Below are 11,821 nucleotides of genomic sequence, written 5' to 3'. Positions count from 1 at the left end.
GGAAGTAGGGCTCCAGACGCGCCATCTGCGCATCCGTCAGCCAGAAAGGGTCAGACATATCACCGCTCCGTTTTCGTAGCCGCGAACCACGCAAACCGACCAAAATCAATGGGTCCTGAGCCTTGTGCTTCCCATTCGGCATCGTAGCATAATCTCTACCGCCAATGGTCTGTGCAAAATCAGGTTTCCGGTCCAAAGCCAAAACCCCCACCCAACACCTAGACGGCCGTCCCGCAGCGGACTGAGCGCGTCAGGCGAAGCGGATCACGTCGACGTCACGCTCGCTGGCTGTCTGGACAGATTGGTTTCTGCGGTCGGCTTCAATCCAAGTCGGTATGGGACACAGTCTCTACGGCGGACGAAAGCTGCGTTGATCTACCAGAAGGCTGCGCGGCAGCAAGGCGCTCCTTGCTGTGTAACCGTCGGGACGATCGCAAATGCCGCGGGTGCACCCGGCAGTTTTGTCCGGCGATCCGGACCTTGCCCACCGCCAAGATTGAACATCTGCAGCGAACGGCGGCTTTGGCTGGCTGCACCGCAGCATCGAGACCGCATTGTGGAGGTCGGCTGTGGGCCGTCCCTGGAACACTGGCTTGAAGTTTTCACCTTTCTCACGTTGTCGGTAGAAAGAATGCCGTGGAGAAACTGGAAGGGGCTCGAATCGTGACAAAGAGCTGGACTGCGATAAAGGGGGCGTTGTCGGGATTTTCCAGGGGACAGCTCATGGGCCTCGTCCAAGACCTGTATCGCGCCGACCCGAAGAACCAGGATTTCCTGCATGCAAGATTCCTGGTTTCGGATGGGGGCACCGACCTTTCACCCTACAAGAAGCGGATCAAGGCAGCCATCAATCCAAGTCGGTGGGACGCACCCATCAAATACCGCGACGCTCGACGTGCCATCTCCGATTACAACAAGGCGAGGGGACAGCTCGGCGAAACGCTGGAGCTAATGTTCTACTACGTCAAATGTGGCAATGACGTCACGCTGGAGTTCGGCGATATGGATGAGGCTTTCTACAACAGCATGGGGTCCATGTTTGGCTCGATCGTGAAGAAATTGTCCGTGCAGGCCAACCCGGAACTGACGGCAACTTGGCTGGATCGGCTGGAGAAAGAATATCAACGCGTTGCCAATACCGGCTGGGGCTATGGCGACGAACTTGGTAGCTACCTTGAAGACCTCAGGTCTTCGCAAACATAGTTCCTATCCGGTCCGGGCAGTGCGGCATCAACAGTGTCCACTCAGTAGGACACAGATTTTTCCACCGCCCGGATTTGCGGCTGCGTCGAATGTCCGCAACGACGGGCCGCGGCCCAGCATTGGGGTCGGTGGCAGATGTCCGCAGAGGCCCGGTAGCAGACCGAGACCGCTGGGACAGTGAGACGATCTGCGGCGAATGCGCTTCAATCGCAGTGCGCTTGGTCAGACGGAACAAGGGTGTTTTCAGGCCCGGGGCCCGGTTCTTCGACGATTCCTGGTATTGGGAATGCGGCTGGCGGACATGGGCTGTTCGGCTGCGTGCGAAACTCCTCCGCGTTGTTCTGCCATTGCACGGAGCGCGGCCACGCGGTTCGCGGTCGCGGGATGCGTTGCGAACAGACTGTCATGTTTGTGGGCGTGCAGGGGGTTGATGATGAACATATGCGCCGTCGCCGGGTTGCGCTCGGCCGCGTTGTTGTCGATCCGAGCCGCGCCCATGGCGATTTTCTCCAGTGCCGAGGCGAGCCAAAGGGGTTGGCCGCAGATCTCGGCTCCGGCTTTGTCAGCAGCGTATTCCCGCGTCCGGCTGATCGCCATCTGCACCAGTGCCGCGGAAATGGGCGCTAGGAACATCACCAGGAGGGTGCCGATCAGCCCGAGCCTTTCCCGGGATCCGCCGAAGAACAGCGCGAAGTTGGCCAGCATCGAAATGGCACCGGCGAAAGTCGCCGTGACCGTCATGATCGCGGTGTCGTGATTGCGGATATGGGCCAGTTCGTGGGCGATCACGCCGGCCAGTTCCTCCCTCGTGAGGCTGCGCAGGAGGCCCGAGGTCACGGCGACCGCCGCGTTCGCGGGATTGCGACCGGTGGCGAAGGCATTGGGCTGCGGCGTGTCGATCAGATAGACCTTCGGCTCGGGCAGGTTTGCAGTCCGCGCAAGTTCGGCGGTCAACGCGTGAAGGCCCATCCGGTCGCCGGTGGGCACAGGCTGCGCATTGTGCACGCGCAGAACCAGGCGATCCGAGTTCCACCAGGTCACGGCGTTCATTGCCGCCGCGACGACAAGCGCGATCACCGCGCCACCCGACCCACCGATCAGGTAGCCCACGCCCATGAAGAGCGCCGTCATCGCCGCCATCAGCATCGCTGTCTTCACATAGCCCATCCTGGTTCTCCGGTCTTCACATTCAGGTCGCGAAGGAAATATGGGGAGGTTCCCGACCTTCGCAAGCATGCGCACCAAACGCACAGGCGAAACGGATCGTCTTGAGAGCGTGGCGGGATGGCAGATTTGAGCGGGCCGCGATGACGGCGCCTCCATACGGCGAAGTCACTTTGAAACTGGAGATTGGTACCGAGGTTTCATCAGGCTTTGATCATGCTGCAGTCAGAACCGTTGTCGACAAATCCACAAAGTTTGCAGTCGTCGACAAGGCAGGAGAAAGCGACTTCGGCCTCCAAAGCAGCGCGCCACCACAGCGCCACCAGAGGCAAGAACACATGCGGTCCAAAAAGCAAAAATGGTTGTAAGTGATTGTTTTTAATGGTGCCCCCACACGGACTCGAACCGCGGACCTACTGATTACAAATCAGTTGCTCTACCAGCTGAGCTATAGGGGCATGCCTGCGCCCTTGCCGGGCGCTGACATATGGCCTGCGCAATCATGGATATCTCCACGATCGGGGATTCGCCGGCTGACGCCGTGTAGCAGCCCGCACACAACGGGGCAAGATGTTCCCGCAACCGCGGACGAACCTCTTCCACAACGAGCAGTTCGGCGAATTCTCAAGCAATCGTAACCGCTCCGTCACGGTCATGTCACGCCACTTTCACCGAGCCCGTCTAGCGTCCTCGACAACAGCCAGACCCTGACGCGAGACCGGCGTGATGCCCATCCTCAGAGTGAATGCCGACCAAGAGGTTTGCCGCTTGCACGGAACCATGCAGCCCCTTGGTGGAGCACTGAACAGGGCGGCTGAGAGCGACGGACCGGTCATCGTCATGATCACAGGGTTTAGCTATCAACCAAGTCATCCCGACCATTGCCCCCACCGGCTGGTGCTCGATCTGCCAAACGCGCCCCCCCCTCGCGGCGTGCCGAGTTGGCCGCAAGGTCTCGGCTTCGGGCATCGCGCGTCCGGTGAAGGACTGGCGATCGCCTTCGGATGGAACGCACGCGGGTCGATCTGGGGCGCGCGGCGCCGCGCCATCGCCGCGGGGCGCGCGCTGGCCAAACTCCTGACCGAACTGCGGCACCGAGCGCCGCGCCGCCGCGTTCATGTCATCGCCCACTCGATGGGTATCGAAGTCGCCGCCGCCGCCTTGCATCACCTGCCCGCCGGAACGATCCATCGGATGGTATCGATGACCGGGGCCACCTATCGCTCGCGGATCATCGCCGCGCTTGCGACACCCGCGGGGCGCGAGGTGGAGTTCTTCAACGTCGTGAGCCGCGCGAACACCGTATTCGACATGTTCTATGAACGGTTGATCAGCCCACCCGAGCGGCATGACAAGGCGCTGGGGCGCGGTCTGACCACCTCCAACGCCCTGACGATCGATCTGGATTGCAAACTTACACTGAAGCGTCTCGCCGATCTCGGCACCGCCATAGAGCAGCCGACGCACCGCATCTGTCACTGGTCCGCCTACACACGCCCGGGTGCGCTCGACTGCTATCGCGCCTGGTTGCGGGACCCGGAAACGCATGGGTTTTCGCTGCTGCGGGCACGCCTCGAACGACCGGATCCACATCGTTCTTCGAAAACAGCTGGCACTCCGGTCTTTGCGCGGGCGCAGCTGCTGACTTGATAGTCAACTTTGTGCGTCCCTGTCGCCACTTTCGTCGGGCTCGATCATGTAACGCTGCAGGCCCACGATCTGCCACCAGAGGAACAGGAACAGCGCCGCTGGAAAGCCGAAAGTCTCGATCTTGACCCAGGCGCTTTCAGACATGTTGCGCCAGACCAACTCGTTGCCGATGGCGAGCAGGATGAAAAAGACGAACAAGCGGCGCGTCAGGATCATCCAACCCTCGTCCTTCATCGGGATCAACTCGCCCATCACCCATTCCAGGTAGGACCTGCCCTGGGCCAATCCGATGCCCAACAGCGCCGCGAAACAGCCATACACGATGCTTGTCTTCATCTTGAAGAACCGCTCGTCATTGAACCACGCGGTCAGCCCGCCGAAGAAGATGACCATGAAGGCCGTGAAGACCTGCATCCGGCTCAGCGCTCCGGTCAGCGCCCATAGAATGCCCATCGCCACAAGCAGAATCGGTACAAAGACCACAGCGGCAACGATGAAACCGGAATATTCCGTTCCGTTGAATTGAAACGTGTCGTCCTGAATGCGCAGATAGAGCAGGAAGAACACGATGGTCGGGCCCAACTCCAGCACCTGCTTGAGCACCATGTTGATCTCTTTCGGTTTCTTCCGTTCGGCCATGTCCGCTCCTATCCGCCAGCCTCAACTATCACCGCACCCAGCGCGATCAAGGTCATAAGTGCGATCCGACGAGGCCCGACCGTCTCTTTCAGAACCAGCCAGCCGATCAACGCGGCGAAGACCGTCGAGGTCTCGCGCAGTACAGCCGCCTCGCCGACCTTGTCGAGCCGCGTTGCCAGCATCACCGACCCGAAGCTGAGAAACGCGACCAGGCCACCGATCACACCGCGCAGCATCAGCGGCGCCGCAGCGGGCGGTGCGTCCATCGACCGCCACCGCAGCAAGGCGATGAACGGCATCACCAGCCCGTCTATGGTGAAGAACCACGCGAGAAAGGTGAAGGGATCGGCCGTGGCACGGATGCCATAAGCATCGAACGTGGTGTAGAGCGCAACGAAGAGCCCCGTCACGACCGCCAGCCCCAACGCGAGCGGCAGCGTGTCGCGCTGGCTGTCGAGATGGCGCAGGTTGTAGACCGCGAGCCCGTAGATCCCGGCCAGCAAGACCGCGACCCCCAGCCATTGAACCACCGTGAAGACCTCGCCGAACAACAGGTAGGCCCCGATCACCGTGAACAGCGGCCCGGTCCCGCGCACCACCGGATAGACGACCGTGTAGGAGCCCTTTGTGTAGGCCATCGCCTGCAACATCTTGTAGACCAAGTGGATCGCCCAGGCGCCCGCAAAGATCGGCCACATATGCGGCTCGGGCCAGGGCACGACGAACAGCGCGAAGGGCGCCGCCATGATCGCATAGGACGCATCGATCGCGCCGCGCGACAGCCACGGGTCGTGCCGCCCTTTCTGCAAGGCACCGAACACGGCGTGCAGGAAAGCCGCCGACAGCGCCAGCCACAGCGCCAGGGTATGGCCGGCTTCGGTGCCTTCCAGCGAGACGAGCCAAGCGCTCATGCGGGCGCCCCGCGCTGCAACCATTCCGCCCGCCGCGCGTTGGCCCCATATGGACGAAGGGATTCACACATGTGGGCACAGTTCCTGAACGAACTCGACGGCACGTTCACGTCCGTGCCACCCGTCGTGGCCGCGGCGCGGCTTGTCGCGGCGCTGGCGCTTGGTGCCGTGCTGGGACTTGAACGCGAGATGCATGCCAAGCCAGCGGGCCTGCGCACCCACATGCTGGTGTCGATGGCTGCCTGCCTGTTCATACTGGTGAGCCAGCAACTGGCGTCGATGTCTTTCGGGGCCGAGGCCGAAATGCGTGTCGATCCTCTGCGCCTGATCGAGGCGGTGACCGCCGGGGTCGCTTTCCTGGCCGCCGGGGCGATCTTCACGTCGGGCGGACAGGTGCGCAACATCACCACCGGTGCGTCAATGTGGATGGCCGGCGCGATCGGGCTGGCCTGCGGATCCGGACAGATGCCGCTGGCCGCCATGGCCGCCTTCATCGTGGTCATCGTGCTCGCCGGAATCGGCTGGCTCGAGAAGAAGATGGGAACTCGGGACTGACAGCGCAGAAACGCGGCAGGATATCATGATTCATCTGGCCAGACCGGTGAGTGCCGCGGCGAAGTCCTCGGGGTCGAAGGGGGCCAAGTCATCGATCTGCTCGCCAACGCCGATGGCGTGGATCGGAAGCCCGAACTTGTCCGCCAGCGCTACCAGAACACCCCCCTTGGCAGTGCCGTCGAGCTTGGTCATCACGAGACCGGACACGTCCGCGATCTTGCGGAAGATATCCACCTGGTTCAGTGCGTTCTGTCCGGTGGTCGCGTCCAGCACCAGCAGCGTGTTGTGCGGCGCGCTCTCATCTTTCTTGCGGATCACCCGGACGATCTTGGCCAGTTCCTCCATCAGGTCGGCGCGGTTCTGCAACCGACCGGCCGTGTCGATCAACAACAGATCCGCCCCATCCGCCTGTGCCTTGGTCATCGCGTCAAAGGCGAGGCTGGCCGGATCGCTGCCCTCGGGCGCGGTCAGCACCGGCACACCGGCGCGATCGCCCCAGACCTGAAGTTGTTCCACCGCCGCCGCGCGGAACGTATCCCCCGCCGCGATCACCACGCTTTTGCCCGCCGCCTTGAACTGGCTCGCCAGTTTTCCGATGGTCGTCGTCTTGCCCGAACCGTTGACACCCACGACCAGAACAACCTGGGGACGCTTCGGATAGATCGGCATCGGCCGCGCCACGGGCTCCATGATCCGCGTGATCTCTCCCGCCAGCAGAGTCTTGATCTCTTCGGTCGACAGTTTCTTGCCGAACCGGCCTTCCGCCATGTTCGCGGTGACGCGCAACGCGGTGTCCACTCCCATGTCGGCGCTGATCAGCAATTCTTCGAGCTGCTCGAGCATGTCGTCGTCCAGCACGCGGCGCACCACCTGCTTGCGTCCCAGCAACCGGTCCAGAAGACCACCGCCCTGCTGCTGCGGAATCTCGGTCGGGATCTCGACCGGGATCGGGTCAGGCAGCGGCTCAGGCGCCGGGGTCGGATCGGGCGATGGCGGTGGCACCTGCTCGGGCTCGGGTGTGGGACCGGGTCCGGGGTCTGGCCGAGGCGCGGGCTCCGGCTCGGGCACGATTTCCGGTTCGGGCGCAGGCTGGGGCACCTGCTCGGGTTCAGGTTCCGGCTGCGGCCCGGGATCGGGCGTCGGGCGCTCGGGCGGCGGAACCGGCGCATCCGGTTCGGGCTGGGGCGGCACTTCCTGCGGACCCGTCGGCAGGTCCGGTGCGGGATTGCCGGTCACCGGCTCTTCGACGCCGCCATCCTGCACGATCGCGTCCAGCCCCTCCTCGAGCTTGGAGGACGATTTGAACAGCCGGTCCTTCAGTTTCTTGAAAAACGCCATGCGGATCTCCCTTCGCGTCGAAATCACCTAATCCCGATTGCGCCGATATGGAAGAGCGGCGGCGTTTGACAGCTCGGCATGGCCGCGCGATGCTGAGGTCCGACACCCACGCGTCGGAAAGGCGTCGATGATCCTGTTCGCTTTGGCCAGCCTGTCTCCGGTGGCAAGCCTCGCCGCCGCCTGCCTGCTCGGCGGGGTCTGGCCTCTGGTCGCGCTCTTGCACATGACGTTGCTGGTCGCGCTGCTCGACCGCCTGCCCGTCGCAGCGACCACACCGCGCTTGGATGCCGACCGTGCCGCCCATGCGCTGAACCTTACCCTTGGGCTGCTTCATTTTCCCGTGCTCGCGCTCGGCGTGCTGTGCCTTGCCCGCGGCACCCCGGGGGACGCCTGGCAGACCGGGGCCACCGCGCTTGCGCTCGGGCTCTGGCTCGGCCAGGTTTCGGTGCCCAACGCGCATGAATTGATCCACGCACCCGGGCGCGGGGCACGGCGCCTCGGGGCGGCGGTTTTCACCTCGCTCCTGTTCGGCCATCACGCCTCGGCCCATCCAAAGGTCCACCATGCCTACGTGGCGAGCGACGCCGATCCGAACAGCGCGCGCCTTGGTGAAGGTTTCTATCGCTTCTGGCCTCGCGCATGGGTCGGGTCTTTCCTGGCAGGCTGGCAAGCCGAAACCGCGATACGGGGGGAGCGCGGACGGCGCGCCTATGCGGGTTATGTCGGGGGCGCCCTGATCACGCTTCTCTTGGCCGCTGCGCTGGCCGGGTCATTGGGGTTGTTCGTGCTAGTGGGCCTCGCGCTCTATGCCCAGACCCAACTTCTTCTGGCCGACTACATTCAGCACTACGGCCTGCGCCGGAAGCGGGACGCCGAAGGACGACTCGAACCCGTCGGCCCGCAGCATTCCTGGAACGCCCCGCATTGGTATTCCTCGGCGATGATGTTGAACGCGCCGCGTCACTCCGATCACCATCAGCACCCGGCGCGCCGATTTCCCGCCCTGGATCTCTCCTCCGCGTCGATGCCGATCTGGCCGCGCCCGATGCCGGCGATGGCGGCGCTGGCGCTGTTGCCGCCGCTCTGGCGTCGCGTGATGGACCCCCGCGCCGCGCGCTGGCGGGGCGAGCCCGTGGCGTCTGCGCCCCCGATCTGCCAAGGTATCGACCATGCGAATGACCTGCCTGATTCCCCTCTGCCTGATCGCGGCGCCGGCGCTGGCGCAAGCCGACCTCTCGGCGGAAGCGTTTGACAGCTATACGCGCGGCAAGACGTTGTTCTACGGCTTTGACGGCCAGGCCTACGGGGTCGAACGCTATCTCGAGGACCGCCGCGTGATCTGGTCCTTCCTCGACGGGCAATGCAAGGAGGGCACCTGGTACGAGGAAAACGGCCAGATCTGTTTCATCTACGAGGACCGGTTCGACCCGCAATGCTGGACCTTCCAGTCCACGCCTGACGGCCTGATCGCAAGATTCGAGAACGACCCAGTTTCGACCGAACTCTACGAGGCCGACGAGATTGGCGAGGAGATGTTCTGTCTCGGACCGGATACCGGCGTCTGAGCCCCCCTTGCACCTCGGCGCACGCATAGCGATAGTCCGCCGGAACCAGTGAAGGAGAAGACCAACATGAAGATCATCTGGCTTGGACATGGCAGTTTCCGCATCGAAACCGGCGATCGCGTACTGTTGCTCGACCCCTGGCTGAACGGCAACCCGATGCTGCCCGAGGACCAGCACGAGGCTGCCGTGGCGGGCGCGACCCACATCCTGTTGACCCACGCCCATTTCGACCACGTGGTCGACGTGCTGCCCCTGGCCAAGCGCCTGAACGTGCCGGTCGTCGGTCAGTACGACCTGATGGGCTTCTGGGGCGAGACGGAGGGCATCGAGACGATCGGCTTCAACAAGGGCGGCACGGTCGATCTGGGCGGGGTAAAGGTGTCGATGGTCACAGCTCAGCACTCCTCGACCTTCGCCACCCCGGAGGGCCCGCGCACCGGCGGCTCCGAAGTGGGCTTCATGATCGCCGCCGAGAACCATGTCATCTATGCCTCGGGCGATACCGACATCATGGCCGACATGGAGTGGTTTGGGGATTACTACAAACCCGATATTGGCATCCTGTCCGCCGGCGGGCATTTCACCATGGACATGGCCAAGGTCGCCTATGCCGCCAAGCGCTATTTCGCGTTCAAGACCCTGATCCCCTGCCACTACCGCACCTTCCCGCTGCTCGAACAGTCGGCGCGATCCCTGGTGGATGCCCTGCCCGATGTCGACGTGGTCGAACCCCAGGTCATGCAGGCCATCATCGTCTAGATGCGTCGAACTCGTCTCTCTTCGGGAACCGCCGGATCCAACGTATCGCGCCACCCCGGCCACGTCGGAACAGCGGGCGCAAGCCGCGGCATGGCCGGGCGGACGAGGCCGGCATGATCCGCCCGTCCTCCGAACTGCTCGCGGTGTCGCGACGCTGGTTTGTCACGGTCATGAGCCGCGAAAAGACGACGATGCGGAAATTCCTTTCCGCCGGGGATCATTTCCGGTTCATCGGCACCGCCGAGGAAGAGCTCTGGTCCGGACCCGCGACCCACGCCGAGATCGCAGAACACTTCACGCGCATGCCGGCGATCGCGCAGCGCGACGAACTGCTCGCCGAGGCCTTCGAGGCGGGCAACATCGGATGGAGTTTCTGCATCCACAAGGTCTGGTTCGAAGGCCGAGAGGCGCCGTTGGTGTTCCGTGCCACGCTGGTCTTCGCCCGCGAGTCCGGCAGCTGGAAGATCGCCCAACGCCACGCGTCCTTCAGTTCGCCCAACGATCTCTACGAACCGGACCGCCCCGCGGATCCGTGACCGCGTCATGCTCCCGGCGTTGTGCCCTTTCCGCGGCGCGCGCCGAAGAAGGCGCGCAACAGCGCGGCGCTGTCTTCCGCGGCCAGCCCGTCATAGACCTCCGGAACGTGGTGGGTCTGGGCATGATCGAAGACCTGCGGCCCATGCGCGACCCCGCCCGATTTCGGGTCCGAGGCCCCATAGTAGAGCCGCTCGATCCGGGCGAAGGCGATGGCGGCGGCACACATCGGACAAGGTTCGAGCGTCACGTAGAGATCATGGCCGGACAGACGTTCGGAACCGGCCGCCGCGCAGGCGGCCCGGATCGCGAGGATCTCGGCATGGGCGGTCGGATCGTTCAATTCGCGGGTGCGGTTGCCCGCCGAGGCGACCACGCGCCCGTCGGGCGCAACGATCACCGCGCCTACCGGCACCTCGCCGCGCCCGGCTGCGGCGCGCGCCTCTTCAAGTGCCTGATTCATCTGGGATTTGAACACCATGGCCCAGAGTGGCCCGCAAACGGAGCTTTCGCAAGCCGGCAGAATGGTCTAAGCGCGCTGCATGACGGACAAGACCCCGCCCCCCGGCGAGCGCATCGCCAAGATTCTCGCCCGAGCGGGCGTCGCCTCGCGCCGCGAGGCCGAACGGATGATCGCTGCGGGCCGCGTCGCAGTGAACGGTGCACGCATCGACAGCCCTGCGCTGAACGTGACCGACAAGGATCGCATCACGGTCGACGGCAAACCGTTGGCAGAACCAGAACCCCCTCGCATGTGGCTCTTCCACAAGCCGCCGGGGTTGGTGACGACCGCGCGCGACGAGAAAGGCCGACCGACCATCTTCGACGATCTGCCCGAGGACATGCCCCGCGTGATGAGCGTCGGACGGCTCGACATCAATTCCGAAGGCCTGCTGCTGCTGACCAATGACGGGGCGATCAAGCGCAAACTGGAATTGCCGAGCACCGGGTGGCTGCGGAAATACCGGGTGCGCATCAACGGGCGGCCCAAGGACGAGGATTTCGCGCCGTTGCGCCAGGGACTGGTGATCGAGGGCGAGCGCTTCCAGCCGATGATCGTGACTCTCGACCGGCAGCAGGGCGCGAATGCCTGGCTGACCATCGCCATCCGCGAGGGGCGCAACCGCGAGATCCGCCGTGCGATCGAGGATGTCGGCTTCACGGTCAACCGGCTGATCCGCATCTCCTATGGACCGTTCCAGCTGGGCACTCTGAAGCCGGGATCGGTCGAGGAAATCCGCCGCAAGGTGCTGCGCGACCAGCTCGGGCTGGAGATCGGCGACACCACCGGCGAGGCCAAGCCCAAGGCCAGACCGCGTCGCCCTGCCCCGCCCCGAGGTGGCCCGAAACGCACGAAATGAACGCCGGCGCGGGCGGTTTTGCGCCCGATTGCGGTCCTGTTCCCCCTAGCAAGCCCATCATCCATGCATTAGATTGGGTTTTGTTCGGGTAAAGTCAGGGGGTTGGCGTGTCGCCAAATGGTATCCAGAAAACCGCCTATGC

Annotated in this window: 13 protein-coding genes and 1 tRNA gene; 8 read left to right on the top strand and 6 right to left on the bottom strand. The window is 63.9% G+C overall.

Annotation, left to right across the window (positions count from 1 at the left end):
- The first annotated feature begins 723 nt into the window (after positions 1–723).
- Entirely contained in the window at positions 724–1,203 is a 480-nt protein-coding gene (locus tag JF290_RS08130; RefSeq protein WP_233155196.1) for a hypothetical protein, read from the top strand.
- A 243-nt stretch (positions 1,204–1,446) separates the two neighbouring features.
- On the opposite strand, the gene htpX is transcribed toward JF290_RS08130, so the two are convergent.
- Both htpX and JF290_RS08120 read right to left on the bottom strand, forming a co-directional pair.
- Positions 1,447–2,370, bottom strand: a complete 924-nt coding sequence (htpX, locus tag JF290_RS08125) for a zinc metalloprotease HtpX (protein WP_199024345.1) — start codon at positions 2,368–2,370, stop codon at positions 1,447–1,449.
- Between the two features lie 379 nt (positions 2,371–2,749).
- Positions 2,750–2,825: transfer RNA gene (locus JF290_RS08120), tRNA-Thr, on the bottom strand.
- Between the two features lie 268 nt (positions 2,826–3,093).
- Here JF290_RS08120 and JF290_RS08115 point away from each other — a divergent pair.
- The gene (locus JF290_RS08115; RefSeq protein WP_199024344.1) at positions 3,094–4,017 is read left to right on the top strand and encodes an alpha/beta hydrolase; all 924 of its coding nucleotides are present in this window, start codon (positions 3,094–3,096) and stop codon (positions 4,015–4,017) included.
- A 3-nt stretch (positions 4,018–4,020) separates the two neighbouring features.
- Here JF290_RS08115 and JF290_RS08110 read toward each other — a convergent pair whose 3' ends face one another.
- Together JF290_RS08110 and JF290_RS08105 are read right to left on the bottom strand one after the other, a co-directional pair.
- Complete coding sequence (locus JF290_RS08110; protein WP_199024343.1) at positions 4,021–4,656, bottom strand: inner membrane-spanning protein YciB; 636 nt, start codon at positions 4,654–4,656, stop codon at positions 4,021–4,023.
- An 8-nt stretch (positions 4,657–4,664) separates the two neighbouring features.
- Positions 4,665–5,567 carry an EamA family transporter gene (locus JF290_RS08105; RefSeq protein WP_199024342.1) on the bottom strand — a complete coding sequence of 301 codons (903 nt, stop codon included), beginning with the start codon at positions 5,565–5,567 and terminating at the stop codon, positions 4,665–4,667.
- 69 nt (positions 5,568–5,636) lie between these two features.
- Between JF290_RS08105 and JF290_RS08100 the strand changes: the two genes are divergently transcribed.
- Positions 5,637–6,122, top strand: coding sequence for an MgtC/SapB family protein (locus tag JF290_RS08100; protein ID WP_199024341.1), 486 nt, complete (start codon positions 5,637–5,639; stop codon positions 6,120–6,122).
- Between the two features lie 30 nt (positions 6,123–6,152).
- On the opposite strand, the gene ftsY is transcribed toward JF290_RS08100, so the two are convergent.
- Positions 6,153–7,460, bottom strand: a complete 1,308-nt coding sequence (gene ftsY, locus JF290_RS08095; protein WP_199024340.1) for a signal recognition particle-docking protein FtsY — start codon at positions 7,458–7,460, stop codon at positions 6,153–6,155.
- Positions 7,461–7,587: 127 nt separating this feature from the next.
- Between ftsY and JF290_RS08090 the strand changes: the two genes are divergently transcribed.
- From JF290_RS08090 to JF290_RS08075, 4 genes are all read left to right on the top strand, one after another.
- Positions 7,588–8,712: an alkane 1-monooxygenase gene (locus JF290_RS08090; protein WP_199024339.1), complete on the top strand. Its 1,125-nt coding sequence runs from the start codon at positions 7,588–7,590 to the stop codon at positions 8,710–8,712.
- Entirely contained in the window at positions 8,630–9,025 is a 396-nt protein-coding gene (locus JF290_RS08085) for a hypothetical protein (protein WP_233155195.1), read from the top strand. The genes JF290_RS08090 and JF290_RS08085 overlap by 83 nt, the downstream gene beginning before the upstream one ends.
- 66 nt (positions 9,026–9,091) lie before the next feature.
- A complete protein-coding gene (locus JF290_RS08080) occupies positions 9,092–9,784 on the top strand; it encodes a metal-dependent hydrolase (RefSeq protein WP_199024337.1) in 693 nt (230 codons plus the stop codon).
- 113 nt (positions 9,785–9,897) lie between these two features.
- On the top strand, positions 9,898–10,320 hold the full coding sequence (locus JF290_RS08075) for a nuclear transport factor 2 family protein (RefSeq protein ID WP_199024336.1): 423 nt from the start codon (positions 9,898–9,900) through the stop codon (positions 10,318–10,320).
- Positions 10,321–10,325: 5 nt separating this feature from the next.
- Here JF290_RS08075 and JF290_RS08070 read toward each other — a convergent pair whose 3' ends face one another.
- A complete protein-coding gene (locus JF290_RS08070) occupies positions 10,326–10,799 on the bottom strand; it encodes a nucleoside deaminase (RefSeq protein WP_199024335.1) in 474 nt (157 codons plus the stop codon).
- Between the two features lie 61 nt (positions 10,800–10,860).
- Here JF290_RS08070 and JF290_RS08065 point away from each other — a divergent pair, with 61 nt between their 5' ends.
- Positions 10,861–11,679, top strand: a complete 819-nt coding sequence (locus JF290_RS08065; protein WP_199024334.1) for a pseudouridine synthase — start codon at positions 10,861–10,863, stop codon at positions 11,677–11,679.
- Positions 11,680–11,821: the final 142 nt, after the last annotated feature.

Source organism: Sedimentitalea arenosa, from assembly GCF_016428585.1.
Taxonomy (GTDB): domain Bacteria; phylum Pseudomonadota; class Alphaproteobacteria; order Rhodobacterales; family Rhodobacteraceae; genus Sedimentitalea; species Sedimentitalea arenosa.
Note: the sequence above shows the minus strand (reverse complement) of the source record. Positions and strands in the feature narration are given on the sequence as shown.

Coding starts and splice junctions, on each gene's coding strand:
- JF290_RS08075 (WP_199024336.1), top strand. CDS start 9,898: ATGATCCGCCCGTCCTCCGAACTGCTCGCGGTGTCGCGACGCTGGTTT.
- ftsY (WP_199024340.1), bottom strand. CDS start 7,460: ATGGCGTTTTTCAAGAAACTGAAGGACCGGCTGTTCAAATCGTCCTCC.
- JF290_RS08115 (WP_199024344.1), top strand. CDS start 3,094: ATGCCCATCCTCAGAGTGAATGCCGACCAAGAGGTTTGCCGCTTGCAC.
- JF290_RS08100 (WP_199024341.1), top strand. CDS start 5,637: ATGTGGGCACAGTTCCTGAACGAACTCGACGGCACGTTCACGTCCGTG.
- JF290_RS08110 (WP_199024343.1), bottom strand. CDS start 4,656: ATGGCCGAACGGAAGAAACCGAAAGAGATCAACATGGTGCTCAAGCAG.
- JF290_RS08080 (WP_199024337.1), top strand. CDS start 9,092: ATGAAGATCATCTGGCTTGGACATGGCAGTTTCCGCATCGAAACCGGC.
- JF290_RS08105 (WP_199024342.1), bottom strand. CDS start 5,567: ATGAGCGCTTGGCTCGTCTCGCTGGAAGGCACCGAAGCCGGCCATACC.
- htpX (WP_199024345.1), bottom strand. CDS start 2,370: ATGGGCTATGTGAAGACAGCGATGCTGATGGCGGCGATGACGGCGCTC.
- JF290_RS08085 (WP_233155195.1), top strand. CDS start 8,630: ATGCGAATGACCTGCCTGATTCCCCTCTGCCTGATCGCGGCGCCGGCG.
- JF290_RS08090 (WP_199024339.1), top strand. CDS start 7,588: ATGATCCTGTTCGCTTTGGCCAGCCTGTCTCCGGTGGCAAGCCTCGCC.
- JF290_RS08065 (WP_199024334.1), top strand. CDS start 10,861: ATGACGGACAAGACCCCGCCCCCCGGCGAGCGCATCGCCAAGATTCTC.
- JF290_RS08130 (WP_233155196.1), top strand. CDS start 724: ATGGGCCTCGTCCAAGACCTGTATCGCGCCGACCCGAAGAACCAGGAT.
- JF290_RS08070 (WP_199024335.1), bottom strand. CDS start 10,799: ATGGTGTTCAAATCCCAGATGAATCAGGCACTTGAAGAGGCGCGCGCC.